The sequence below is a fragment of the Lysinibacillus sp. FSL P4-0201 genome, from assembly GCF_038593425.1.
GTDB classification, from domain to species: domain Bacteria; phylum Bacillota; class Bacilli; order Bacillales_A; family Planococcaceae; genus Lysinibacillus; species Lysinibacillus capsici.
Genome location: NZ_CP151995.1, coordinates 2,004,621 through 2,029,412 on the forward strand (window position 1 = coordinate 2,004,621; position 24,792 = coordinate 2,029,412).

Consider the following 24,792-nt stretch of genomic DNA (forward strand, 5'->3'; position numbering starts at 1 on the left):
GTTTTTATAGGACATGCTATCCTATTTTTAAGTAACTCAGTCACCTAAAAGGAGAGATGTAATGACGACTATAAAAGAAATTGGCAGCTTATGTCTGACAGATAGTGATGGATACATTATTAATCAAGCAGATTGGAATAAAATCAACCCTATTTTTCTTGCTGTCATCAACGATGTGGTTCATACCTATCGCACCCTTCTCCAAGATGACTTACATAGCATTTATATAAGGGGATCGATTCCAAAGGGTATAGGTATTGAAGGAGTAGCTGACTTAGACACAATAGCGGTCACGAAGCAAAATCCTAAAAAACAGCAGGTAAAGCGGATAAAAGAAGTAGAGCAAGCGTTAACTCAAAACCATCATTGTGTAGATGGGATTGAGCTAAGTGTATTCGGCAAAGAAGATATTTTAAATACGACATCTTTTTCAATCATTAGTTTCATCCTCCAAACCCATAGTATATGTGTCTTTGGAGAGGATTTAATACCTCGATTACCAAGATATAAAGCGAACAAGGCTTTAGCGAATGACCACCTTATTCATTTGCAGGGGCAAATAAAAAATGCCTGTGATGACCTTCAAGATAATTCGGATAGAGAGGATATTAAAGATTGTTGTAAGTGGATTATGAAAATTATAGTAAGAGCAGGGCTTGCACTTGTCATAACAAAGGAAAACACCTATACAAGGGATTTATACCCCGCCTATAAACGGTTCTCAGAATATTTCCCTGACAAGGAAAGCGACATGAGAAGGGCACTTGAATATGCAATAACACCCATAATCGATACGAACGTTTTGTTATTGTTTTTAAATGAATTTGGAACGTGGATGATCAGTGAAGCGGAGAAATGGTTACAATTCTATAACCCTACTAGAGAATTAAACATGAAAATCGTATAACTTTCGAGACAAATAGAGAAAGGTAATCACATTTGCGTTGTGATTACCTTTTGTTGTTGATTGAAATTTGGTGTTCTGCTTTATCTTTCAAAAGGGTTGTCAATATAAGGGCCTTTAATGGTAATACGCATTAACTGGGTCGCCATAAATTTGGGGGTATAGGGCATATCATTTTCTAACCACCAGACGATTACTTCAAGAAAGGCGGCTGCATAAAAACGGACGGCCATTTCGCGCGGCACGGTCAGCTTTTGGTCGTCAGGCTCCATCATTTGAATGCCGCTCGAGACAAAATTGATAATAATGTCTTTAAGGCCATCGGAGAAATAAGGGATATTTTTTTCTGTGAGATAGACCTTGTATAGCTTACTATTCAGCGCTATTTGTTCAAATAAATGCATAAATGTCTCATGTGGCTGGTCATAATTTGGTAATAAATCAAAATCCTTCTTCTCTTCGAAGGGTGGATGAATACTACTTACAAGCTCATGCAAGGCTTCTTCTGAGCTTTGATAGAGAAGGTCTAATTTATCACGGTAATGTAAATAAAAAGTGGCACGGTTTAATGTAGCTCGTTGTGTAATATCTTGTACCGTAATCTTTTCATAGCCTTGTTCATCAATTAATGCCACTAGTGCATCACTTAATAATTGGCGCGTTCTGATGACGCGAGGGTCCATTTTTTTCGACATTTTGAAGCTCCTTGTATTAAATTTTCTATTTAAGCAACAGTCCGATTGCAAGTGTTGTGAAAGCATCATTATGGGCTTTGGTGTTGTTTGCCCTTTTTCAATTGCGCGTTATAATTATATTAACGACACAGTGTCGATAATACAACTAGTTGTTAACGTGTTCACGAATTGTTCATTTATATAGAAGAAAGGGAGTTTTATGATGGGTCGTTTAAATGGGAAAGTAGCAATTATTACAGGAGCAGCAATGGGAATGGGCGCTTCTGAGGCAAAACTATTTGCACAAGAAGGCGCAAAGGTCATTGCAACAGATGTACAAATCGAGCCCCTGAATAATTTAGTAAAAGAAATTAAAGAAAATGGTGGGGACATTATTGGTCTTCAACATAATGTTACTTCTGAGGATGAGTGGAAAGCAGTGATTGCCGAGGCTGTAAAGGCATATGGCAAAGTGGATATCCTCGTCAACAATGCGGGCGTTTCATCACCTAAAACAATTGCCAACATGGAAATGGCTGAATGGAATAAAATTATGGATATTAACCTGAATGGTTGTATCATTGGCATGAAATATGTGATTCCTGAAATGCAAAAAGCTGGCGGTGGTTCAATTATCAATATTTCTTCGATCGGTGGAATCGTGGGAATGGCTGGTACAAGCCCTTATACAGCAGCAAAAGGAGCGCTTCGTGTGCTTTCTAAATCGGCTGCGATTGAATATGGTAAAGATAAAATTCGTGTGAATTCTGTTCATCCAGGCATTATTGTAACACCAATGACAGCGCCTACGATGGAAGAGGGCGGTGCATTGCCATACTATCAAGCTTACACGCAATTACCATACTTCGGTGAACCTGAAGATGTAGCTTATGGCGTAGTGTTCTTAGCGTCAGACGAATCCCGCTTTATGACAGGCGCAGAGCTCGTAATCGATGGCGGCTGGACAGCCATTTAATCCAATAGCAAAATCAAAACTAGGCATCACTCGACGTGAGCCTAGTTTTTTATATCCACAGTCACTCCATAAAGGCCTCAGGAACGAGCGAAAAACCTTATAAATAAAAGAAAAAGCCTTGCTGAAGGAATCCTTGATACATACAAAAATAGCACAGACATAGTGGATATTTGTGCATATCATAAATGGAGTAAGCGTTTTCTTCATTTATATAGAAGAAAGTCAAAACCGAAAATTTCACGATTATGTCAACGTCACGAAAAAAAATTCACAAAAACCTTAACTATTTCATGTGAAATCCGTATAATAAATCAAACAGTACGAAAATTGTCCATATTTCTCGAAAAATTGCGTGAATTTTTTAAATTGTATTGACGTAGGAAACGATAATTTGTACACTGTGTACAGTCAATTGTTTTGTGGAGGAATACAATTAATTTGAAAAAGTTAGGATTTGATAGATATGATCGTGTGTAAATTTGGTGGAACATCTGTAGCAAGTGCAGAACAAATACAAAAAGTAGCAAACATTGTAAAATCTAATCCGGCGCGTAAGATTGTTGCCGTTTCAGCACCAGGGAAACGTTCTGGTGACGATATAAAAGTAACTGACCTATTAATACAATTAGCAAATGCAGCGTTACTACAAGAGAATACAGAGGAAAAATTGCAAACTGTTGTGGATCGTTTTAGAGCGATTGCTGATGGTTTGGGGCTAGATAATGCCATTTGTGACGTAATCGCAGAAGATTTACGTGAACGTGTACAAGGTGACAAAACAAATGTGGAATTATTCAACGATAGTATTAAAGCAGCAGGTGAAGATAATAACGCCAAGCTTATTGCAGCTTACTTTAATGCCATTGGTATGCCCGCACGCTATGTCAGTCCTAAAGAAGGTTTAGTGGTCAATGATTTACCAGAAAGAACCTTTGCATTACCTGAAGCGTATGCTAATTTAGCCCCTTTAAAAGACACAAAAGAAATTATTGTGTTCCCAGGGTTCTTCGGTTACACTAAAGCGGGCGTATTGCGAACATTTGACCGCGGTGGCTCTGATATTACAGGCTCTATTTTAGCAGCAGCCGTTGAAGCGGAGCTGTATGAAAACTTTACGGATGTGGATTGTGTGTTCTCCGCGAATCCGAAAGTCGTCAACGATCCAGTGGAAATTAAAGAAATTACGTATCGCGAAATGCGCGAATTATCATATGCAGGCTTTTCAGTGTTCCATGATGAAGCGTTAATGCCTGTCTACAAGATTGGGGTGCCCGTTAACATAAAAAATACAAATAATCCATCAGCCCCAGGTACACGTATTGTACCAAGCCGTCCTGCAACAGGTCGTCCAGTTACAGGTATTTCGGCAGACAGTGGCTTTTCAACTTTATATGTCTCTAAATATTTGATGAATCGTGAGGTAGGCTTTGGACGTAAGCTACTCCAAATTTTAGAAGATGAAAATATTTCTTATGAACACACACCATCTGGTTTAGACGATATTTCTGTCATCATGCGTTCGAATCAACTAACACCAGAAAATGAAGCACGCATTCTTAGTCGTGTGAAAGAAGAGCTACATGCAGAGTATGTAGAAATGCGTCACGGTTTTTCCATGATCGTGATTGTGGGCGAAGGGATGCGTCATAACACAGGATTAGCTGCCCGTGCTGCCACAGCGATTTCAAAAACTGGCGCAAATATTGAAATGATCAATCAAGGTTCTTCTGAAGTGAGCCTCGTGTTTGGTGTCCTTCAGGAATATGAAAACCGCATTTTACAAGCGTTATATGAAGAGTTTTTTGCCCATGCAAAAGCATAATGACACAATCGTCACTAATCCAAGTGTTTCTTGCTTGGATTAGTGTTTTCTTTTTGCTGAGAATACGGTAAAATCGAGGGCGTACATAGTTGGGAGGGTTATTCGTGAAGAATTTAACAATTGGTATGCTTTTTTCAATCATCGGGATACTTTTTGTCTGTTTAACGATTATGGATATTTTACCGTCATCGACAAAAACAATGAAAATTGTTTACATAGGCATTGGGTGGGTCTTTATTATCATCGGTTCTGTCATCCGCTTTAAGAATCTCAAACAAAAGCAACAATAACACTTTGAAAATGGAATTGTGACAATAGCCAAAGTTATGATACAATTTCAAAGAAAATAAATAATTTGAGTATTATGAAGTTGTTATTCTGTACAAATGTTCAGAAGGTTCAAATTTTAATAAAGAATCGACCGTACAAATTCTTCTTTGTAAGAATTTGTTTTTTTATGTTCCGTCATAACTTTATCGCGAGGAGGCGATTGATTGCCTATACTTACTAAGGATTGCATTCATATTTTTGACGATTATGTTGCCCTTCAAACAGCTTCAGCCATGAAGGTTGTATCCTCAGCCATGCATAACCCAGGCTTTGGTCATTATACGCATCTGATGAATCGAACGGTGCCTATTACCTATGATGAACGACAGCCACATCAGGAATTGCTGCAATTTTTGCAGGCACAGCATTTCCCGTATGACAATACAGTGGCTATGATGACGGCTGTCCAAGCCAAGTTTGCGACTATTCGTGACTTTACATATGAGGGAATCCACCTTGTCATTATGATTACCGCAGGGCTTGGCAATGCGGTGGATATTACCCGTGCTTTTCAACGAGAGGAGCAGTACCATGCAGGCACCATTAATACTTGGGTGCTGATCAATGGCAAGCTGTCTGATGAGGCACTTTTTCAGGCAATGATTTCAACTACGGAAGCCAAGGTCAAGGCTTTAGTAGATGAAGGTGTTACGGATCCTACGACAGGCACGCTAGCTACAGGTACATCTACTGATAGCTTGCTTATTGCCTCGACAGAAGAAGGGGACTTCCATCAATATGCAGGTCCCATCACTATGCTTGGTAAGGTCATTGGCTATGGTGTTTATGAAACGATGTGTGAGGCGGTTAGAAAATACAAAAAAGATAAAGAGGAGAGGTCTAAATGATTGCTATCGTGATTGCCTGCATCATAGGGCTTATTTTTGATTTAGTAGTAGGGGACCCTCCGAAGCTTCCTCATCCTGTACGCTGGATTGGACACTTGATTCAATCGCAAACAGCTTTATGGAATAAGGGCAAATGGCGCAAGCTACGTGGGACAGTGATGGCACTTGCTGTTGTTGGCACGACCATGTTTGTGGTGACGCTAATTCTATTACTAAGCTATCAGGTGAGTATCATTTTTGGCATCCTTGTAGAGGGTCTGCTGATTGGTATCGGACTGGCACAGCGGAGCTTGAAGGAGGCGGCGATGGCTGTCTATGAGCCGCTTGTCAAAGGGGATTTTTCCGAAGCACGTGTTAAGCTGTCTTGGATTGTCGGACGTGATACCGATAAACTAGGTGAGGATGAAATTGTGCGTGGTGTGGTAGAAACGGTTTCTGAGAATACAAGTGATGGTGTGACAGCTCCACTCTTTTATGCCTTTCTATTTGGGGCAATTGGTTTATGGGGCTATAAGGCTGTCAATACCTTAGATTCGATGGTGGGCTATAAAAATGAAAAATATAAAGACTTTGGTATGTTTTCAGCCAAGCTTGATGATGTCCTGAATTTTATTCCAAGTCGCATTACAGGCTTACTGATCGTGCTTGGTACGAAAAATGAAACAGATCGTTCGCTTGGCAAGCGCTTAAAGCGTTGGGTACAGGACGCTAAGAAGCATCCTAGTCCAAATAGTGGCTATTTAGAGGCAGCGACTGCAGTGCAGCTTGGTGTACAGCTAGGAGGGAAAAATACGTATCAGGGCGTTGTCTCTCATCGAGCAATTATGGGGGAAAAATTAGTGCCATTAACGAAAGAGCAAATTGCAACGTCCATTATTCATATGCGTATTGCCACAGTGCTGTTTGCGCTTGTTATGTTAGCAGTGGAGGTGTTAATTTATGCGGTTACCTAATCACGGAGCAAATCCGCAAAATGTTTATCAGCAATTAGGCTTAACGATGCCTGAGGTGGTGTATGATTTCAGCGAAAATGTCAATGCGGCAGGACCACCAGCCTTTGTGGAGGCACGTTGGCGTACTTTTTATCCACTAATTCAGCGCTATCCAGATCCAGATGGGGAGCCTTTTTTAACGAAGGTTGCTGCTTTTCATCAAGTAGCAAAGAATACGATTTTACTAGGCAATGGGGCTTCAGAGCTTTTTAGTGTACTAGCAAGACGCTATACCAATAAGCGTGTCATCATTGTGCATCCAACTTTTTCAGAGTATGAGCGAACATTGCGTGCTACAGGTGCTACGATCGTTCCTATTGTCGTGACAGATTTTATCAATTACACATTGCCATTAGAGCAGCTACAGCAGGAAATGATGACGGCAGATGCTGTATATCTTTGTACACCTAATAATCCGACTGGCGTACTGCCAAATAAGGAAGATTTACTCGCCTTAATCGCACACGGAGCAATCGTTAATTGTGAGCTTGTTATCGATGAGGCATTTATGGATTGGGTAGATGAGGCGCATTCGCTGATTCAATTTAGTGCACAAAACCCACATGTTATTGTCGTTCGTTCGATGACTAAAATGTATGCGATTCCAGGTTTACGACTTGGGTATTTGGTTGCGCATGCTACAATTGTGAGCGCCTTAAAAGAAATGCTACCGCATTGGAATTTAAATGCCTTTGCGCTTGTAATTGGGGCAAGCTGTTTAGACGAGCAGCACTATTGTCAGCAGGCAATTACCTATGCCGCTGCGCAAAGGGAATGGCTGCATCGTTACTTACAGGACAATGGCTGCCAAGTAACGAATAGTGTGACGAATTATGTGTGCTTCTCCTTACCGAAAACACAGCAAGCGGACGCCTTTTTCACCTATTGTCTTGCACAGGGGGTTGTGCTGCGTCACACAAAAAACTTTCAAGGCTTGCAGGGTGAGTGGTTCCGTATTGGCATAAAAGACATTGCAGCCATGACATCTTTACATAATTGTCTACAAACGTGGTTTAACCTAAATAAGGGGAGAGAAAAGTGACAACTTTTTATCTAGTAAGACATGGGGAAACACAATGGAATCAGGAGCATCGACTACAGGGGTGGCTGGATTCTCCATTAACGGAAAACGGTAGAGCAGCGGCTGAAAAACTTCACAAGCAACTGCAACAGATTCCTTTTACCGCTGCTTATTGTAGTTCAAGTGGTCGTGCAAGAGAGACGATGGCTATTTTGATGGCCAATCGCAAGCTGCCTATTGCCTATGAAGATGATTTACGGGAGATCTATTTAGGGAAATGGCAGGGGCAGACAATCGACGATATACTGGCGACACATAAGCTTGATTATGAGCTATATACGAACTACCCTGCGCAGTTTGTGGCGAGTCATACAGAAAGCTTTGGAGCCGTGACAGAAAGAGCGATGTTTACATTAAAAAAAATAGCAGCCGAACATCACAATGAAACGATCCTCATCGTCTCCCACGCTGTAACGATTAAATGCATTATCAATGCTATTTTACAGCGCAGCATTAGTGAGCTGTGGGCAGCCCCATACATTCATGGGACAAGTGTGACAGTGATTGAACGGCAAGGTCAACAATGGCTTGTGAAGGATATTGGTAATTTACATCATTTACAATAGGAGGTGTCCTACATGGCGCTTATTTTTATTACAGGTGGTGTACGTAGTGGTAAATCCCATTTTGCCGAGCAAGCAGCGCTTCAGCAGTATGAGGCACAGGCATGTACAGCGAAACGCTTGCTCTATTTGGCTTCGGGTATTGCCTTAGATCATGAAATGGAAAAAAGAATCTTACGGCATCAGGCAGATCGCCAGGCACAGCCTGTACAATGGCTGACAGTGGAGGCTCCCTATGCAATTTCTGAAGTATTTGAGACACTTCAGGATGGAGATGTGGTGCTGTGGGATTGCGTGACAACTTGGCTGACCAATGCTTTTTACGAAGGCTATGACAAGGGGACACCCTGTTTACATCAGCCTGGTTGTTTAGCTAAGAAGCTACAGGCCGTCAAGCAGGCGATCCAATCACTACTGAAGAAGGATTTGACTTTTTTTGTGGTATCCAATGAACTGTTTGATGAACCTCCTTATGCTAGTGATGAAGTAGAATTATACCGACGAACGCTCGGACAGTTCCATCAATGGTTGGTTTCTATGGCACAGGAGGCCTATGAAATGAACTATGGCATTGTAAAGAGATGGAAATAATCAAGAAGGAAGGCAAGAGGATGAAAAATTTTTGGCATAGCCTCCTACTGGCATTTCAATTTTTTACGGTATTGCCAGTACATAAAGAGCTTCCGCTAACAAGGTCTACCATCACAGGCATGTTTGCTTGCTTACCGTGGATAGGTGCTTTAATGGGAACAACGGTGGCAGCTGTGCTTTATAGTCTTATGCAGTGGACAGCCAGCAGTGAAGTGATGCTAGCTTTCACTGTGATAGGGCTATTTGCTTTATGGACAGGTGGTTTGCACTTAGACGGCTTTATTGATATGGGCGATGCCTATTTTTCCTATCGAGATCGAGAAAAACGATTGGAGATTTTAGATGACCCCCGTGTGGGAGCGTTCGGAGTATTGGCTGTGATGTTTTTATTAATGGGGAAATTTGTTATTCTACATGAGCTTTTTGTGCAGCAGAAGTTCGACTTGTGGATGGTACTATTCGTTCCATTTCTAACAAGGGTGGGCATGAGCTTTTATTTTATGTCACTCCAGTGCTCAAAGGAAAAAGGTCTTGCTTATTTTTTTAAGTCTCATATGAATGCTAATCGATTAAAAGTGATCATGCTGTTATCGCTCGTATTGGCGATGACGGTTGTTTTTATCAGCACGCAGTTCTTACTTCTTCCTGTTGTCCTAGTCGTCGTTTTAGCCATTGCACTTTTTATTTTTCGACAATTTACGTTGCGTAATTTTGGTGGAGTATCTGGCGATTTACTGGGTGCCTCCATTGAAGGGATGGAGGTTGTGCTATGGGTGACATTGTTACTGTGTGCTTAATACGTCATGCGCCTACTAAAGAGAATCTTGAAAAGCGTTACCTTGGGTGGACGGACGCACCATTAGCAGATACAGCCAAGCTTGCTGTTGTGGATGCATTGGTTAAAAAGGTATATGGCAGTGATCTACAGCGCTGTCGACAAACGGCTGCTCATTATTTTCCCAATGCTAGCTACCAGGCAGAGGCATCCCTTCGAGAGACGAACTTTGGTGCATTCGAAGGGAAAACCTATGAGGAGCTAAAAATGGATGCTCACTATCGGGCATGGATAGATGATCCAATCAGTACACCCCCTCCACAAGGTGAGGCATTCGATGATTTTATGAAACGTGTTGTAGATGGATTTCATTATTTACCGAAAAATGAGGATAGCTATTATTTAGTGGTTCATGGTGGGGTTATTCGTGCCTTACTTGTTGCCTTTGCGCCAACAGAACAGCCCTTTTGGTCCTATCAGGTGCCACATGATAAACAATTTGTTTTAACATTTACTAGAAAGGCTTGGGAGGAGGGAGCACGATGCATGTCTTTATCGGAGGTGCCTATAACGGCAAAACCGACTATGTGAGGCGCTTGTATGAACCGCAACAGATGGTTATGATTGCTGGCGAACTACCTGAGGTAGCGCCCGCCTGTAATGTCCTTGTCCTAAAGAACTTAGAAAAATGGCTTGTGACACAAAACTTGGAGGAAGATGAACAAATCGTACAAAAGGTGCTAGCCACATTACAAGAGCTTGAACACCATTGTACACTCGCACTTATTGTGACGGATATGGGGCGTGGGGTTGTGCCAATGGAAAAACAAGCCCGACAGCTACGCGATACCTGTGGTCGACTATACCAAGCTTTGTTCAAGGAAGCGGAGCAAGTTGTACGGATTTGGTATGGAATAGCTGAGCCATTGAAGTAAAGTTGACATTCAACAGAAAAGAGGGAATGAAATGGAACGACAAAAATTAAGAAAATTGATTTTGACGGCGATGGTAGCGGCCATCTGTGCAGTAGGAGCAATGATTAAGGTACCAGCGTTTATTTCAACGGCTGCACTGGATTCGGCTCCTGCCTTTTTAGGTGTTGTCTTTCTATCCCCCATCTTAGCAGGGGTTGCTGGATTAATCGGCCATTTTATTACAGCATTAACATCTGGATTCCCCCTAGGACCTTTACATATTATTATTGCGGTAGAAATGTTGATTGTCGTATGGGTCTTCGGAATGATGCATAAAAAAGGCATGCACTTTTGGAAATGGCCAGTTGCCTTAGTATTAAATGGTATTGTTGCGCCACTACCATTTTATTTTATTATTAGTCCAGCATTTTTCTGGGGTGCTTTAGGTAGTATTCTAATGGCAACGGTGATCAATTTAATCATTGTTGCGGTAGTAATGCCCGTCCTCTCAAAGGTTTTTGTGCGTAAGGAAGGTCGTGCACAGTGAGAAATGCGATGAAAGTAGGGGCATTCATTGCGACCATGGATAATGCCGCAGCCATCGGACAAAAACCGCAAGATGTTGTGTCGGCACCAGACCAATTGACAGCCTACATGACAGCCCGTGTAACGTTTTTAGAACAGCTTGCTGCACAGGCACTACCTATTCAAGTTCTACTTGCGAATTTTTCTGGAGATGCCGCATGGTCTCGCTATGAAAAAGGTATACAGCAAGTGTTTGCAGAGGCAGGTCTTACATGCCCAGCCATTACGGGGAGTACGGAATCCAATATGCCTACATTGCAGTCAGGCTTAGCTGTTACGATGCTTGGAGAAATTCAGCAGCAGCGTCGAGCATTTGACCACGATCAGCTTAGCTGGTACACCTATGGCCTGCCGCTTGTGGGTGAAGAGGTGTTGGCACAGCCTGAAGATGTGGCGCAGTTGCTGCCTGTTTTCAAGGCATGGCAGTCAGAAATTGTTCAGCAAGTATGGCCAGTCGGATCGAGGGGGGTGCAAGGAGAATTTGCCCGTCTGTTTGGGGAGCGACATGTGGAATGCGCCCTTGATGGTGCAAAATCAGCAGGCCCCTGTACAGTCATTTTGCTAGGCATTTCTCCAGACAATGAGTCACAGGCACAAAAAATTTTCCTGCGAAATTTTGAGAAACTACGCATTTCTGAAAAGTGATGGGGCTTGTTTTGAGCAAATGATCGCATCTTGGGACAGGGCTAGATAACCCAGAGCAAGTGTTATTTTACTTCGATATGATTCTTGCTCTGGGTATTTCCTTACTTATTGACAGGATGACGCTGAATCTAAAGTAGCTGGCTGTTGCTTGTAAAGGAATAGGCCCGCTCTGAAAGGTGAGGAAGTCGCTCTTAAGCAGAGCAACCCGCTCCAAAGTAAATGAAAGCCGCTCATAATAAGTGGAACTTCGCTCTAAAAAGTCACCACCCTCCAAAATCTGCTTAGAAATTAGATTTTTTCTCCTTATGAAGACACTACACCACAATCAAACCACCCCAATAATATTACGAGACCCGAAAAATTATTTATCAAATGGGAATGATTTTCAGTTATAATAAGGAACGAATGGGATTTAAATAGAACGGAGACGAATGTATGCAGGCAGTTAAACAATTAGGGCAGTATTTGGGGCCTTATAAATTTTTCACGCTGATTGCACCGTTATTGATGGTGCTAGAGGTGACGATGGATTTAATTCAGCCGACCATCATGCAACATATGATTGATACGGGGATTGCCAATGGGGATAATCGTTACGTATTGAGTATGTTTGTGTGGATGCTTGGCAGTGCAGTGCTCGGACTTATTGGTGGGGTTGGTTGCTCGTATTATAGCTCGAAGGCGGCGATTCATTTTGCCTCGGACATTCGACAGGCTCTTTATGAGAAGATGATGACTTACTCAGCCAAGGAGCGAGATGCTTTTACAACGGGGAAGCTGATTACGATTTTAACGAGTGATGTGGAAAGTATTCAGCGTGCCTTTATGATGACGCTGCGTATTTTTGTGCGTGGGCCTTTGCTCTTTATCGGCGCAGTGATTATTGTGTTTGTCACAGCACGTGAGCTTTTTTCCATATTGCTCATTATCGTACCATTGTTGGTTATAGCGATGTATTTTTTTACGAAGTATTCGGGTGTATTGTATCGTCGTGTTCAGGAGGCCATTGATGCCGTCAATACGAAGCTACAGGAAAATTTGGCGGGTATTCGTGTAGTTAAAGCCTTTCGCCGTGAAACACAGCAGGTAGCACAGTTTGGAGAATTAAATGAGGCGTTGACGAAACGTTTTATTACAGCTGAGCAAATTGTCGGCGTGCTTGTACCCTTTACGATGTTTGTTGTCAATCTAGGGATTGTAGCCGCGCTTTGGCTTGGAGCCATTAAGGTAGACGCGGGTACACTGCAAGTTGGCGTTATTCTTGCATTCATCAATTATTTAACGATTATTTTAAATGGACTGATGTCCTCTAGTATGGTGCTGATGCAAATAGCGCGAGCCTTGCCTTCAGGAGAACGCATTGTGGACGTGTTAAACAAAGAGATTGCTGTTAAGGAAGCGGAACATGCGCTGACCGATCCAATAAAAGGGGCCATTGACTTTGATCAGGTGAGCTATCGTTACTATGAAACAGCTGAGGATGTCCTCAAAAAGATTTCATTTTCGGTGAAACCAGGGCAAACGGTCGGCATTATTGGGAAAACAGGTAGTGGTAAATCGACGCTGGTGAAGCTATTACCTCGCTTATTTGATCCCTCTGGTGGCGAAATCCGCATAGACGGAAAACCGCTAAAATCCTACTCACTCGCAACCCTACGTGAGCATATCGGATTTACCTCACAGAAAGCATTATTGTTCTCAGGACCGATTGAAAAAAATATTCTTCTCGGTAAGGATGATGCTACAGCTGAGGACATACAGCAGGCATTAGAGGCGGCCTGCGCCAGTGAATTTGTAGAGCGACTTGATAAGGGCTTAGCACATGAATTATCACAGGGTGCTACGAATCTTTCGGGTGGGCAGAAGCAGCGGCTTGCATTAAGTCGTGCGTTTATTCGAAAGCCTGCCATTTTGGTGCTGGACGATACAACGTCAGCGCTCGATAGTGCATCAGAACAACAAGTGCAGCGAGCTATTGCCACCTATTATCAAGACACAACGACCTTCATCGTAGCGTCGAAAATTGCCTCCATTCAGCAGGCAGATGTTATTTTGGTACTAGAGGATGGCGACATTGTTGGGCAAGGAACCCATCAGCAGCTTCTACAATCAAATGCGCATTATCAAGCAATTTATGCGTCACAGCAAAAGGCTGGTGAACAAGGATGAGTCAAGGTCAACCAAAGCAAATGAATTTTGGTCGTGGACCGCGTATGGGAGGACCAGCTGAGAAGGCGAAAAATCAAAGGGAGACATTGTCACGTGTGTGGCATTATGTCAAGCAACAAAAAATAGGGCTGTTTTTCTCTATCTTTTTTGTCATTGCCTCGACCTTTTTAAGCCTTGCAGGGCCCTATATGATTGGGCATATTATTGATGATTACATTATGAAAAAGGATATCGACGGAACGATTCGTTTAGGCATCCTGTTGGCCGTTATTTTTTCAGTAGCCTCTATTCTGACATGGCTGCAAACCTATGTCATGATTCATGTGGCGATGAAAACCATTCGGACATTGCGTCTGGAATTATTTCAAAAGCTTCAAACACTGACATTACGTTTCTTTGATCGGCGTGCACTTGGGGATTTAATGAGCCGTGTGACCAACGATATTGATAATTTAAATACAGCACTTGCGCAAAGTGTTACGCAAATCGTGTCGTCCATTTTAACTGTAATCGGTGTCAGTATTGCCATGTTTACATTAAGCTGGCAATTAGCAATCGTGACATTGATTATTATTCCGCTAATCGTTTTCACAACCAAGCAAATCATTAAACGCAGCAGTAAAAATTATGCAGCACGACAACGGGATCTTGGGAAGCTGAACGGCTATATTGAGGAAATGATTACAGGTTCGGAGGTACTTACGCTTTTTGGTAGGGAGCAGCAAACGATTGATACGTTCCATCAGCAAAACGAAAATCTACGAAACTCTGCCCAACGAGCAGAAATTACCTCTGGCTTACTAGGTCCGATTAATAACTTTATGAATAATTTAGGCCTTGCCATCGTCATCGGAACAGGTGCCTTTTTAGCAGTAAAGAGTATTGTTACAGTGGGGATTATTGCCGCCTTTGTGACCTATACACGGCAATTTTTCCGTCCGCTTAATCAGCTATCTAATCTATTAAACACCTTCCAGTCTGCTATTGCTGGGGCAGAGCGTGTTTTTGAGATACTAGATGAACCCTCAGAGGTAGCCGACAAGCCTAATGCTATCAAGACGGCATCGCTCAAGGGGGATGTTGTTTTCAAGCAAGTATCATTTAGCTATGAGCCAAATAAGCCTGTGTTAAAAAACATTGACTTCCATGCCAAGGCAGGAGAGACATTTGCTCTTGTTGGCCCAACAGGCTCAGGCAAAACAACGATTATCAATTTATTAACACGTTTTTATGACGTCGATCAAGGTGAGATTTTAATTGATGGGCATAATATTGAGCACTATCAGATGGCGACGATTCGCCAAAGAGTCGGTGTGGTTTTACAGGACACCTATTTGTTCTCGGGAACGATTCGTGAAAATATTCGCTTTGGTAAGCTAGATGCGACAGATGAAGAGGTTGTGGAAGCGGCAAAAATTGCGAATGCCCATCATTTTATCAAATATTTACCTGCCCAATACGAAACACCCGTGCAGGCAGGAGGAGCCAATTTAAGTCAGGGGCAGCGTCAGCTTATTGCGATCGCCCGTGCAATTTTAGAGAATGCAGATATTTTAATTTTGGATGAAGCGACATCTAGCGTGGATACCCAAACAGAGGTCGATATTCAAAAAGGCTTACAGCATTTAATGCAGGGACGCACAAGCTTTGTCATTGCCCATCGTCTGAAAACAATCGAAAATGCCGATCAAATCCTCGTGATTCAGCAGGGAGAAATTGTCGAGCAGGGCAATCACCAAGAGCTGATGCAGCAGCAGGGGATCTATCGTCATCTTCAACAAAAACTATTGTTAGAGCAGGTAGAATAGGGAATAATAAAGGTACATCTTCCAGAGGGCGAGGGATTGACATGTATGAATTAAAGACCAAAGAAACCGATGTAAGTGTCATTGAATTTATTGAAAGTGTAGACCATCCAAAAAAGCGAGAAGACGCCTATCGATTATTGGACATTTTTACAGAGGTCACAGGCTATGAAGCCAAAATGTGGGGACCGAGTATTATAGGCTTTGGTAAATATCATTACAAATATCAAACAGGCCATGAAGGGGATGCCCCACTAGCTGCCTATTCCCCTCGCAAAGCGAAAATTAGCTTATATTTTGCTCCAGGGGATGAACGAGAGCAACTATTACAACAATTTGGTAAACACACAACAGGAAAAGCCTGCGTTTATATTAATAAGCTAGCTGATGTGAATGAAGACATCTTAAAAGCCCTTATACAACAAACGATCGATTTTTTACGAAAAACCTATCCAGATGCTTAATCAAGAGAGCTGCCTATTAGTTAGGTAGCTTTTTTGTATGAAATTTATCTATTTTCTCCAAAAGTTTAGTAGATATTTATTTTTACCGTGTATCCTTGCAAGTATCAACGAAAAGAGGAGATACGTATGAAAAAGAAAGCAAAGAAAATGATTGTCTATATGGGGGCATTGATTGTGCTTGGAATGGTGATAATTTGTATTTATCACTATAGCTTAATACAGAAGGAGTCAGCTATTTTACAACCTAACGGCACATTAAACAATGTAGATGGTCACAATCTCCATGTTTATCAGGAGGGGGCTGGCGAGGATACATATATTTTTATGGCTGGCTCAGGTATCGCAGCACCCGTATATGAGCTAAAAGGGCTGTATCGTAAGTTTTCACAGCATCATCAAATTGCAGTAGTGGATCGAGCTGGCTATGGCTATAGCGACGTAGCCCATGATGATAGAGGAATCGATACGATTTTAGCGCAAACGCGACAGGCACTTCTGCAAAGTGGGCTTGAACCGCCCTATGTCCTTGTGCCACATTCCATTTCAGGGCTAGAGGCCATTTACTGGGCGCAAAAATACCCAGAGGAAGTAAAGGGCATCATCGCGCTAGACATTGGCCTACCTAGTCAATATGTAAAGCATCCAATGGGCACAGTCGATCGGTGGATGGTGAGAGGCATGCACCTCGCTACTAAACTCGGCTTACATCGACTTTTGCCAACACAGGTCTATAATCCGCAAGTACTTCAAATGTCGTTTTTAACAGCACAGGAAAAGGAAATCTATCAGGCGTTGTCCTTTAAGCAATTTTTTAATGAAGATATGCAAAATGAGCTGTTGCAGGTCTACGAAAATAGTTTACAATCAGAACAGCTCAAAAAGCCGCAAGACACGCCTATCTTACTGATTGATGCGATTGCGGAAGAAAACAAACATTCGAAATATACGAAGCAAAATCGGCAGGATTATGCTGACTTTGTAAAGCAATTCACTAATGCACAAGTGAAAGAGGTCAGTGGGACACATAGTATTTATCTCTATCAGCCAGATGAAATCTATCAACTGGCAATGGAATTTATGAAAACAACGGGTGATGAGAAAGGTCGATAAGTATGAAAGGATTTAGAATCTTAATTATAGAAGACGATCACATGATTGGTGATCTACTGCAAAAAATAGTACAGCGTGAGGGCTATGAGGCAATCTGGAAAACAGATGGCAAGGATATGATGGCGCTGATTCAGCAGGTGGATTTAGTCATAATGGATATTATGCTGCCAGGAGAGGATGGCTATCAATTGAGCAAAAATATTAAACGATTAGGCTTAAATATTCCAATCATTTTTCTATCGGCACGTAATGATATTGAAAGTAAGCTAGAGGGGTTGATGGTCGGTGAGGATTACCTGACAAAGCCATTTGATCCGCGAGAACTGTTGCTAAGAATGCAAAAAATGCTAGCACAACAGTATGGTACACTTACGCAAATTCAGCATTTATTGATCGATGGGGAGCACCGTCAAGTATTTCATCATAGTATCCATGATGAAATCGCCCTAACAGCGATTGAGCGAAAAATTTTCTTTTATTTATTTGACAATCGAGACCGAGTATTAACAAAGGAACATTTTTTTGATTATCTTTGGCCGCTCGATGAACGCAATCATAATATTTTGAATGTCCATATTAAAAAAATTCGAACAAAGCTACAAGACCCAGCAGGCATTATTGTGCAAAATATTTATGGAGAAGGGTATCGTTTAAATACCTATAATAAAAAATGACCTTAAAAACAAAATACCGTACTTTGTTATTTGTAGCCATTGGGAGTGTGCCTGTTGTACTATTAGGCATTAGTGTGGCCATGTCAATTTTGTATGACAAGGCCTTTAAAATGAAAAATGACGGCATTCCGTTTCATGAGTCCTATGCCTATCCTGTGATGCTGATTGCGTTTGTGCTAGCGTTAGGAATGCTCGCATGGCTATTTTCCACATCGATTCATTCGTTACTATCCAAAATTACACTACTTAATAAAACAATACGAGAACTAGCAAGTAATGAGCGAATACCTGAGACGTTAACGATAAAAAGTGAGGATGAAATTGGACAGCTTAGCCAATCTGTCAATCTTTTAATTGAGCGTACAACTTACCGAGAATTAGAGCTTGCCCAGCAGCAGGAGCTTCAAAAAGAGCTGCTACAAAAGTTGCGACATGACATTCATACGCCGTTAACGGCTATCCGTTTGCAGCTGTTTTATCTAGAGGATCAGCTACAGGGGCAGCCCAAATTGGTGGAATCCTTACATGCACAAATTCAATATATCACGAATTTAACTAATGCATTTCAGTTACAGTCCTTTGATACGAGTGAACAGTCCTATGTCATGCAGGAGGAGGTTCAACTTGTCCCATTGTTACAAATGATGATAAAGAAGTGGCAGTATCTATATCGCATGCAGAATATTACGCTGCATTTTCAGCACGATGATTTACAAGCAGCTTGGCTTAGCAATGAATTGTGGCTACAGCGTTTATTCGATAATGTCTTTCAAAATACATTAAAGCATGCCCAAGCATCCAAGCTAGAGGTGACGATCAAGGACGGGCAAGTTGTCATGTGTGATGATGGTATTGGCTTTACGACGGAAGATGAGCATGGCGGACTTGGGCTTAAAATCATTCAGGATATTGCTAAAACATTGAATATCGAAGCTTCCTTACAATCAAACAAAAATGGCACGACCTTCTACTTTACACACCAATAAAAAACAACGGCAGCCTTTGCCGTTGTTTTTTCTTTTACACAGATTTTCGTTGCTGTAGTAAGAACAGGGCCAGTCCTAGTAAAATGACCACAATACCGATCCCCTGTTGAACGGAAATCATCTCATCTAAAATAAAATAAGCTAATATACATGTGCCGATTGTTTCGCCTAAAATACTCATGGAAATCACCGTTGTACTTAACCATTTCAATAGCCAATTAAAAATGGTTTGCCCAAAAATCGTTGCAATGACAGCCAGCCCTACAAGGGACCACCAGGTGGAGGCTGAATATTCGAAAAACGATTCTTTCATAAAGAGGGCATAAACGGCTAAAAAGATCGAGCTACTGCCATAGCCGATAATAGAATAGGGAATGAGCGATAAATCCTTGCGCACTGATTGCCCAATAAAAAAGTAGGCTGTAATAATACCTGCCGCAATAAAGGCAAGAATATCGCCATAAAGGGCTTGTCCACTAATCTGGAAATCTTGCCAGCCAATAATGAAGCAGCCGATGATCGCTACGAAGCAGCCAACAATCGCTCCTTTTGAAAATCGCTCCTTAAATAAAAAATAGCTGCCTATTAAAGAGAATAGTGGCTGTAGTGTCACAATGACGGTTGAACTAGCCACAGATGTGTAGTTTAATGATTCAAACCATAACACATAATGACAGGACAAAAATAAGCCTGATAAAATGCCGAGTCCCCATTGTTTTTTCGAGAGACTTGTAAGCTCCTGCCGCAAGCTCTTCTGTGCCAATAAAAATGGAAGAAGAACTAGCATCGCAAAAAATAGTCGATAAAAGGCTGTAATCGCTGGTGGTGCATCAGCTAGCTTAACAAAGATTGCTGAGGTAGATAATGCAAATACTGCAAAAAATAACGAGATGTAATAAAACATGATGTACTCCTAAGCATTTACAAGATTAATAATGACAAACCTATTATAGTGTAGTCCGCATGAATAATATAGGGTTTTTAGAATATTAGCACAAAATAGGTTTATGGTGCTAATTCTGCTCAAGCAAGGATTCAATGACCTGTTTTAATTGCAGGATGAAGGGCTGCTTACGGTCATCTTTTTTATAGATATAAACTGTTTCGATCACACTGTGAAGCCCATCTAAATCATAAAAATGCATGTCGGGACAAGGATAAAGTGCTAGTAATTTGGTATTTAATACAGCCAATGTATGCTCGATTTCAAGAAAATCTAAAATACTACTAACTGATTTAATTTCCTTCATCGTAAAAGGTACCTGCTTGTCAGTGAGCCATTGTGCTAATGCATGGGTATACATGCAGCCCTTACTTAACACAAGCAATGTGACAGGTGTTCGTTGATCAAAGTCAATGATATGAGCGGAGCTTGAGATAACTTCAAACGTCTCTGTGGCTAGTACATCATAGTGTAGATCGCTATAATGCTTGATTGGATTACTTGTCAATGCGCAATCTATTTCCGCCAGATGGACTTTGTGATTTAAGGCTGTACTTGATTCCACAGTGAAATCAACATCTATCGGACTTCGACTAGTTTGCAGTGCGTTCATAATGGATGGTCCATATATTTTAATGGTTGTATGAGATGTACCAACCAAAATGCTCGTTTGTGTAGGGCCGATGGTATGTAAAAAGTCTTCATACTGCTCGGCAACTTTCTTTAAAAACTGTAAATAATGTTGACCTACCTCTGTCAGCTTTAAGCCTTGGGGTGTTCGTTTAAAGACGTCCTGCCCAATTTCACGCTCCATTTTTTTCACCTTTGCTGTTAAGGCAGATTGTGTATAATTGGTGATTTCAGCCGATTTACTCAAGTTTTGCCTCTCTAAAAGCTCCATTTTTAAGGCAATTTCTTCAATGTTCATGTTGTTCCTCACATACCTATAGATTTTTTTAATAGCCGCTATCATTTTCCTCCATTTTACGTTCGCTAGCTGTCCACGTACACTCTAGATAATGAAAAGGTAGACTGCAAAAGCAGTAACCTGATGGAGGGTTTTTATGCATACATATTATCGATGGGTCATCTTGCTTGTGGCTACACTTTCGCAAACAGCCGCAACCTTTGTGACCTACGGAATGGGGCCAGTTGCCTCTTTTTATCAAATGGAATGGCACTTAACGTCCTTCCAGACAGGGCTAATTGTTTCAGCCGTCAATATAGGGCCAATTTTCTCCATGCTGCTATTTGGTTATCTCATGGATAAAAAGGGAGAAAAGCAGATTATTGGATGGGGCTCGATACTACTGGGCATGTCAGCCTTATTGCTAATACCCGTGAATCATTATACGACATTGCTTCTCGTATTAATAGTTGTGGGGATATGGTATGGCAGTGCGCAAACAGGTGGCAGTACTGCTATTGTGAAATGGTTTCCTAACAAGCATCGAGGACTTGCTATTGGGATACGCCAAACAGGTATTCCGATTGGTGGTGCATTGGCTTCCACTTTGCTGACCTATTTGTATCAACATCATCATCTATCCTCTGTCCATTTAGCACAGGGCTTGATGGCGGTTGGTGGGGGACTATTATTTTTATTGCTGTACAAAGAACCAAAACAGCATGACACCGCTACGGCACCTCTCATTCCTTTTAAAGAGAAGATGCGTGCTATTCGGCACAATCGAGCGCTCTATCCTTTATTTTTTGTGGGCATGGTCATGATGTCCCTCCAAATGATTATCATTGCTCACTTTATGAGCTATTTACATCATGAAGGTGGGTATACATTAACCGAGGCGGGGCGCTATTTAAGTCTGATTTTATTTGGTGGGATGTTTGGGAGAATTGTACTTGCTTGGATGAGTGATCTTTATTTCGCTCAAAAACGAGAGCCATTATTAGTGCTCGTCATGGTCGCTACATTCCTGATGGTTGGCTTTTTGCCCTTTGTCATACATAGCAAGGGCCTCATGATTTTATTTTGCAGTTTATTTGGGTTTTTAGCGCTTGGCTGGTATTCCATATATATCACTTGTGTCACGGAGCAATCCGATTCGCAAGCAGTAGGACTAACTGTTAGTGCAGCGTTAACGATTAATCAGTTCTTTATTGTCTTGGCACCAACGGTTTATGGTTTATTGGTTACTGTTTTTTCCAGCTATCAGCTCGCTTTGGATGTTATCGCTGTGATGGTTATACTGGGGGCATTTCACTTATACAGAACATCCCAAGGTAGTCTAACTTCTGAAAGTTCGGTAAAATAATGGAAAAGAGGAAATGGAGGTTGCTGTGAATGACCAGTTCGATTTGGATTGAGGCAAAGATTGATAAAGTATGGCAGGCGATTACAGAGGAGCAATCCCTCTCCCGATGGTACGCACCAGGCTCCATATGGGACATCCCTATACTAACAGCTGGGGAAAAGATGACATTTACCTTAATGCCAAATGCGCATAACCAGCTTTCTGAAAAACTGCCGATGGAGCTAACGATTCAGCAAGTGAAGAAAAATGAGGAATTTTCCTTCTATCTAGAAGTTCCTGAAACATTGATTGCTATTACGCTAGCCCAACAGGGTAATGGCACTACGGTGAGCTTTAATTCGTCAGGCTATGATGCCTCTCTTGCGAATTTAAAGGCATTGCTGGAGGGGCATGACATTCCTTATCAGTAAGCCTCTCTACGTCTTAGGTCTTAGATGAATTTCGAGCGGAGGGTCGTATTTTAATTTCCTCCCTTCTATATAATGAAATTATTGGTAGATTATACGGTGGGAGGAAATAATAGTGAAAAAATTAGTGGGTTTAGGTGTCGTGATAGGCACGTCAGCATTGGTATTATCGGGGTGCTTTTCCTTTATTCCAAATAAAATGCGAGAGGAAGCCATTTTGGTGGAAAAGGATAAAGCGAAAGTATTAGAGGTAGACATTGATTTAGGTGTTGGCGAAATGAATGTATCGAGTGGTGCAAAGGAATGGGTTGAGGGCAACGCAGAATATAATGTAAAAAAGCTAGCCCCTCAGATAGACTATGATCTACATGGCGATACAGGAGAAGTGGAAATCAAGCATAAGGGCTCAACAAGGCTGGGGCTCTCGAATATTAAAAACACATGGGCGATTCAACTGAACGACAGCATCCCCATGGATCTGAATGTGGAAACGGGTGCCTCTCTTGCCAATCTTGATTTACAGGGTCTTCAGCTGGAAAAGCTCGATATTGAAGCGGGTGTCGGTGATCTAACGGTTAATCTAGGTGGCGACTGGAAAAAGAGCTTTACAACGACTATTGAAACAGGTGTCGGTCAAACAACAGTTATTTTACCTTCAAAGGTTGGCGTGAAATTAACGACAGAAAAAGGCATTGGCTCGTCTAATGTGGAGGGCCTTATATCAAAAGGGAATGGTGTCTATGTCAACGAAGCTTACGACAAGGCGGATGTCGTGCTAGAGGTCAATTCGGAATTGGGCATCGGGGAAATTACCTTTAAGTTAGATCGATAGAAAATGGAGTAGGCTACTTGATTGAAATAAATGCAATAACCATAATAGGAGCGTCAAATACATCCTTTGTATTTGACGCTTATTTTATGGTAGTTTTAAGAAAGCAATGTTTCAAAGGAGCGAATAGATTGAAGACCTATACATACAAGCAACCAGCGGCCATCGAGTCAACAGAGGCCGTTAAAATTTTAAATGAAGCGGGGGAGGTATCGTCCACCGTTCAACGCGTGTATTCCAATGCACTAAAAAAAGCATTCGATAAAACGATGGACTATCGTTATTTCGTTCGTTTTGATGTTCACGATCGCAATGGTCAGCCGCTTTTTACGTGTAAAAAAGTATCCCGTCGCGGGCGCGTGCATTTCCGTGGCAAGGATTTGGTAACAGGTAAAGACTATATGATTGCCTATGATGGCTGGCAAATTATGATTCCTGATTTAGTTATTACCGATGGCGAACAGCAGATCAAGCTCAACAAAGAAATGGAGGACTGGTCTGTTTTTACTGTGAATGAGCAGCCTATCGCACGCTGGCAAGCGACTTTCTGTGAGACGCATTTTGACATTACACTACAAATTGAAGACAGCAGCCCCATTCAGCAGGAAGCCTTTTTTATTGCCATCGGACAGGCAGTGCTGTTTGTTGGGGCTTAAATAAAGGTAGATGGAAGAAAGGGCTTGATGAAATGCTAAACATATTACCAGCAAAAGAGATTTATTTACAGGGAAATGAGCAAGCCCTATTGCTTTTACATTCCTTTACAAGTCATACAAGAGATATGAAGACAGTAGCCACTGCACTACATAACCAAGGCTATACTTGCTATGCGCCGCTGTATCGTGGACACGGCACCCATCCAGAACAGTTATTACACTATCAGGTAGACGACTGGTGGCAGGATGTAGTGAATGCTCATCAATTTTTATTGGATGAAGGCTATCAAAAGATTTCGGTCATCGGTCTATCCATCGGGGGAATTTTCGCGTTGAAGCTTGCTCAATTAGAAAGGCTCGAGCAAATCATTGTCTTATCTGTGCCGTTTGATAAGGAGCCAGAGCAATTAAAACAAAGGATTATGGACTATGCCCATAATTACAAAACAATAGAAGGCAAGCCACCACTTCAAATCGCTCAGGAAATGGAGCCATTTGAGAACATGCCATTACATGCAATGAACGTATTCCAAACATTTATCCAAGCAACGATGGAACAGCTTGATAGAATTATCATTCCTATCGCTATCTACTATGGTGAAAAAGACGATGCCTTATACACGCAAAGTGCTGAAACGATCTATCGGCACGTTCATTCATCTAGAAAGCAGAAGAAAGGCTTTGGAAATTCTAAGCATCTCATGACATTAGGACGAGATCAAGAGGCTATCATAAAGGAAATGATAGAATTTCTTCAAATTTAGGGAGAATTTCAT

At 41.6% G+C, this 24,792-nt stretch carries 28 protein-coding genes; 25 read left to right on the plus strand and 3 right to left on the minus strand.

All coding sequences use genetic code 11. The annotated features are described in order from the left end of the window. Positions 1–61 precede the first annotated feature (61 nt). Positions 62–907: a nucleotidyltransferase gene (locus MKY76_RS09860; protein WP_342557735.1), complete on the plus strand. Its 846-nt coding sequence runs from the start codon at positions 62–64 to the stop codon at positions 905–907. Between the two features lie 80 nt (positions 908–987). On the opposite strand, the gene MKY76_RS09865 is transcribed toward MKY76_RS09860, so the two are convergent. Then, positions 988–1,599, minus strand: coding sequence for a TetR/AcrR family transcriptional regulator (locus MKY76_RS09865; protein WP_342557736.1), 612 nt, complete (start codon positions 1,597–1,599; stop codon positions 988–990). Positions 1,600–1,801: 202 nt separating this feature from the next. On the opposite strand from MKY76_RS09865, the gene MKY76_RS09870 reads away from it, so the two are divergent. The 19 genes from MKY76_RS09870 to MKY76_RS09960 all read left to right on the plus strand — a co-directional run bounded on the left by MKY76_RS09870 (position 1,802) and on the right by MKY76_RS09960 (position 18,908). Further along, positions 1,802–2,554 carry a glucose 1-dehydrogenase gene (locus tag MKY76_RS09870; protein ID WP_004228793.1) on the plus strand — a complete coding sequence of 251 codons (753 nt, stop codon included), beginning with the start codon at positions 1,802–1,804 and terminating at the stop codon, positions 2,552–2,554. Between the two features lie 463 nt (positions 2,555–3,017). Beyond that, positions 3,018–4,376: an aspartate kinase gene (locus MKY76_RS09875; RefSeq protein ID WP_342557737.1), complete on the plus strand. Its 1,359-nt coding sequence runs from the start codon at positions 3,018–3,020 to the stop codon at positions 4,374–4,376. Positions 4,377–4,480: 104 nt separating this feature from the next. After that, positions 4,481–4,666, plus strand: coding sequence for a hypothetical protein (locus MKY76_RS09880; RefSeq protein ID WP_016994978.1), 186 nt, complete (start codon positions 4,481–4,483; stop codon positions 4,664–4,666). 204 nt (positions 4,667–4,870) lie between these two features. Further along, positions 4,871–5,554 (plus strand): adenosylcobinamide amidohydrolase, encoded by a 684-nt coding sequence (locus tag MKY76_RS09885; RefSeq protein ID WP_328025332.1) that lies wholly within the window; start codon positions 4,871–4,873, stop codon positions 5,552–5,554. Further along, a complete protein-coding gene (gene cbiB, locus MKY76_RS09890; RefSeq protein WP_342557738.1) occupies positions 5,551–6,507 on the plus strand; it encodes an adenosylcobinamide-phosphate synthase CbiB in 957 nt (318 codons plus the stop codon). The genes MKY76_RS09885 and cbiB overlap by 4 nt, the downstream gene beginning before the upstream one ends. Then, entirely contained in the window at positions 6,494–7,588 is a 1,095-nt protein-coding gene (locus tag MKY76_RS09895; protein WP_342557739.1) for a threonine-phosphate decarboxylase, read from the plus strand. Before cbiB ends, MKY76_RS09895 begins: the two co-directional genes overlap by 14 nt. Beyond that, positions 7,585–8,193, plus strand: coding sequence for a histidine phosphatase family protein (locus tag MKY76_RS09900; protein ID WP_313872036.1), 609 nt, complete (start codon positions 7,585–7,587; stop codon positions 8,191–8,193). The genes MKY76_RS09895 and MKY76_RS09900 overlap by 4 nt, the downstream gene beginning before the upstream one ends. A gap of 12 nt (positions 8,194–8,205) precedes the next feature. Next, positions 8,206–8,781 (plus strand): bifunctional adenosylcobinamide kinase/adenosylcobinamide-phosphate guanylyltransferase, encoded by a 576-nt coding sequence (locus MKY76_RS09905; RefSeq protein ID WP_333006722.1) that lies wholly within the window; start codon positions 8,206–8,208, stop codon positions 8,779–8,781. A gap of 20 nt (positions 8,782–8,801) precedes the next feature. Continuing rightward, positions 8,802–9,578: an adenosylcobinamide-GDP ribazoletransferase gene (gene cobS / locus MKY76_RS09910; protein WP_342557740.1), complete on the plus strand. Its 777-nt coding sequence runs from the start codon at positions 8,802–8,804 to the stop codon at positions 9,576–9,578. After that, on the plus strand, positions 9,551–10,147 hold the full coding sequence (locus MKY76_RS09915; RefSeq protein ID WP_342557741.1) for a histidine phosphatase family protein: 597 nt from the start codon (positions 9,551–9,553) through the stop codon (positions 10,145–10,147). Before cobS ends, MKY76_RS09915 begins: the two co-directional genes overlap by 28 nt. Further along, the gene (locus MKY76_RS09920) at positions 10,099–10,491 is read left to right on the plus strand and encodes a bifunctional adenosylcobinamide kinase/adenosylcobinamide-phosphate guanylyltransferase (protein WP_342557742.1); all 393 of its coding nucleotides are present in this window, start codon (positions 10,099–10,101) and stop codon (positions 10,489–10,491) included. Before MKY76_RS09915 ends, MKY76_RS09920 begins: the two co-directional genes overlap by 49 nt. 31 nt (positions 10,492–10,522) lie before the next feature. Further along, positions 10,523–11,017: an ECF transporter S component gene (locus MKY76_RS09925; RefSeq protein ID WP_103117933.1), complete on the plus strand. Its 495-nt coding sequence runs from the start codon at positions 10,523–10,525 to the stop codon at positions 11,015–11,017. Continuing rightward, positions 11,014–11,700, plus strand: a complete 687-nt coding sequence (locus MKY76_RS09930) for a hypothetical protein (protein ID WP_233732640.1) — start codon at positions 11,014–11,016, stop codon at positions 11,698–11,700. Before MKY76_RS09925 ends, MKY76_RS09930 begins: the two co-directional genes overlap by 4 nt. A gap of 435 nt (positions 11,701–12,135) precedes the next feature. Continuing rightward, the gene (locus MKY76_RS09935; protein WP_342557743.1) at positions 12,136–13,869 is read left to right on the plus strand and encodes an ABC transporter ATP-binding protein; all 1,734 of its coding nucleotides are present in this window, start codon (positions 12,136–12,138) and stop codon (positions 13,867–13,869) included. Next, positions 13,866–15,677, plus strand: a complete 1,812-nt coding sequence (locus tag MKY76_RS09940) for an ABC transporter ATP-binding protein (RefSeq protein WP_342557744.1) — start codon at positions 13,866–13,868, stop codon at positions 15,675–15,677. Before MKY76_RS09935 ends, MKY76_RS09940 begins: the two co-directional genes overlap by 4 nt. Positions 15,678–15,718: 41 nt before the next feature. After that, positions 15,719–16,138, plus strand: a complete 420-nt coding sequence (locus MKY76_RS09945; protein WP_004228761.1) for a DUF1801 domain-containing protein — start codon at positions 15,719–15,721, stop codon at positions 16,136–16,138. A gap of 126 nt (positions 16,139–16,264) precedes the next feature. Further along, entirely contained in the window at positions 16,265–17,248 is a 984-nt protein-coding gene (locus MKY76_RS09950) for an alpha/beta hydrolase (RefSeq protein ID WP_342557745.1), read from the plus strand. Between the two features lie 2 nt (positions 17,249–17,250). After that, positions 17,251–17,922 carry a response regulator transcription factor gene (locus tag MKY76_RS09955; RefSeq protein ID WP_279494706.1) on the plus strand — a complete coding sequence of 224 codons (672 nt, stop codon included), beginning with the start codon at positions 17,251–17,253 and terminating at the stop codon, positions 17,920–17,922. Beyond that, on the plus strand, positions 17,919–18,908 hold the full coding sequence (locus tag MKY76_RS09960; RefSeq protein ID WP_342557746.1) for a HAMP domain-containing sensor histidine kinase: 990 nt from the start codon (positions 17,919–17,921) through the stop codon (positions 18,906–18,908). The genes MKY76_RS09955 and MKY76_RS09960 overlap by 4 nt, the downstream gene beginning before the upstream one ends. Positions 18,909–18,942: 34 nt before the next feature. Here MKY76_RS09960 and MKY76_RS09965 read toward each other — a convergent pair whose 3' ends face one another. Both MKY76_RS09965 and MKY76_RS09970 read right to left on the minus strand, forming a co-directional pair. Continuing rightward, positions 18,943–19,812: a DMT family transporter gene (locus tag MKY76_RS09965; RefSeq protein WP_103117938.1), complete on the minus strand. Its 870-nt coding sequence runs from the start codon at positions 19,810–19,812 to the stop codon at positions 18,943–18,945. Between the two features lie 109 nt (positions 19,813–19,921). Then, a complete protein-coding gene (locus MKY76_RS09970; protein WP_342557747.1) occupies positions 19,922–20,779 on the minus strand; it encodes a LysR family transcriptional regulator in 858 nt (285 codons plus the stop codon). Positions 20,780–20,915: 136 nt separating this feature from the next. Between MKY76_RS09970 and MKY76_RS09975 the strand changes: the two genes are divergently transcribed. The 5 genes from MKY76_RS09975 (at position 20,916) to MKY76_RS09995 (ending at position 24,780) form a co-directional block, all read left to right on the plus strand. Further along, positions 20,916–22,124, plus strand: coding sequence for an MFS transporter (locus MKY76_RS09975; RefSeq protein ID WP_342557748.1), 1,209 nt, complete (start codon positions 20,916–20,918; stop codon positions 22,122–22,124). Positions 22,125–22,153: 29 nt separating this feature from the next. Continuing rightward, on the plus strand, positions 22,154–22,534 hold the full coding sequence (locus MKY76_RS09980; protein ID WP_048390658.1) for an SRPBCC domain-containing protein: 381 nt from the start codon (positions 22,154–22,156) through the stop codon (positions 22,532–22,534). A 112-nt stretch (positions 22,535–22,646) separates the two neighbouring features. Continuing rightward, entirely contained in the window at positions 22,647–23,363 is a 717-nt protein-coding gene (locus MKY76_RS09985) for a toast rack family protein (protein WP_342557749.1), read from the plus strand. A gap of 128 nt (positions 23,364–23,491) precedes the next feature. Continuing rightward, positions 23,492–24,016: a hypothetical protein gene (locus MKY76_RS09990; protein ID WP_112117924.1), complete on the plus strand. Its 525-nt coding sequence runs from the start codon at positions 23,492–23,494 to the stop codon at positions 24,014–24,016. 32 nt (positions 24,017–24,048) lie between these two features. Beyond that, complete coding sequence (locus MKY76_RS09995) at positions 24,049–24,780, plus strand: alpha/beta fold hydrolase (RefSeq protein ID WP_342557750.1); 732 nt, start codon at positions 24,049–24,051, stop codon at positions 24,778–24,780. Positions 24,781–24,792 lie beyond the last annotated feature (12 nt).

Coding starts and splice junctions, on each gene's coding strand:
- MKY76_RS09860 (WP_342557735.1), top strand. CDS start 62: ATGACGACTATAAAAGAAATTGGCAGCTTATGTCTGACAGATAGTGAT.
- MKY76_RS09865 (WP_342557736.1), bottom strand. CDS start 1,599: ATGTCGAAAAAAATGGACCCTCGCGTCATCAGAACGCGCCAATTATTA.
- MKY76_RS09870 (WP_004228793.1), top strand. CDS start 1,802: ATGGGTCGTTTAAATGGGAAAGTAGCAATTATTACAGGAGCAGCAATG.
- MKY76_RS09875 (WP_342557737.1), top strand. CDS start 3,018: ATGATCGTGTGTAAATTTGGTGGAACATCTGTAGCAAGTGCAGAACAA.
- cbiB (WP_342557738.1), top strand. CDS start 5,551: ATGATTGCTATCGTGATTGCCTGCATCATAGGGCTTATTTTTGATTTA.
- MKY76_RS09895 (WP_342557739.1), top strand. CDS start 6,494: ATGCGGTTACCTAATCACGGAGCAAATCCGCAAAATGTTTATCAGCAA.
- MKY76_RS09905 (WP_333006722.1), top strand. CDS start 8,206: ATGGCGCTTATTTTTATTACAGGTGGTGTACGTAGTGGTAAATCCCAT.
- cobS (WP_342557740.1), top strand. CDS start 8,802: ATGAAAAATTTTTGGCATAGCCTCCTACTGGCATTTCAATTTTTTACG.
- MKY76_RS09915 (WP_342557741.1), top strand. CDS start 9,551: ATGGGTGACATTGTTACTGTGTGCTTAATACGTCATGCGCCTACTAAA.
- MKY76_RS09920 (WP_342557742.1), top strand. CDS start 10,099: ATGCATGTCTTTATCGGAGGTGCCTATAACGGCAAAACCGACTATGTG.
- MKY76_RS09925 (WP_103117933.1), top strand. CDS start 10,523: ATGGAACGACAAAAATTAAGAAAATTGATTTTGACGGCGATGGTAGCG.
- MKY76_RS09935 (WP_342557743.1), top strand. CDS start 12,136: ATGCAGGCAGTTAAACAATTAGGGCAGTATTTGGGGCCTTATAAATTT.
- MKY76_RS09940 (WP_342557744.1), top strand. CDS start 13,866: ATGAGTCAAGGTCAACCAAAGCAAATGAATTTTGGTCGTGGACCGCGT.
- MKY76_RS09945 (WP_004228761.1), top strand. CDS start 15,719: ATGTATGAATTAAAGACCAAAGAAACCGATGTAAGTGTCATTGAATTT.
- MKY76_RS09950 (WP_342557745.1), top strand. CDS start 16,265: ATGAAAAAGAAAGCAAAGAAAATGATTGTCTATATGGGGGCATTGATT.
- MKY76_RS09955 (WP_279494706.1), top strand. CDS start 17,251: ATGAAAGGATTTAGAATCTTAATTATAGAAGACGATCACATGATTGGT.
- MKY76_RS09960 (WP_342557746.1), top strand. CDS start 17,919: ATGACCTTAAAAACAAAATACCGTACTTTGTTATTTGTAGCCATTGGG.
- MKY76_RS09965 (WP_103117938.1), bottom strand. CDS start 19,812: ATGTTTTATTACATCTCGTTATTTTTTGCAGTATTTGCATTATCTACC.
- MKY76_RS09970 (WP_342557747.1), bottom strand. CDS start 20,779: ATGAACATTGAAGAAATTGCCTTAAAAATGGAGCTTTTAGAGAGGCAA.
- MKY76_RS09975 (WP_342557748.1), top strand. CDS start 20,916: ATGCATACATATTATCGATGGGTCATCTTGCTTGTGGCTACACTTTCG.
- MKY76_RS09980 (WP_048390658.1), top strand. CDS start 22,154: ATGACCAGTTCGATTTGGATTGAGGCAAAGATTGATAAAGTATGGCAG.
- MKY76_RS09995 (WP_342557750.1), top strand. CDS start 24,049: ATGCTAAACATATTACCAGCAAAAGAGATTTATTTACAGGGAAATGAG.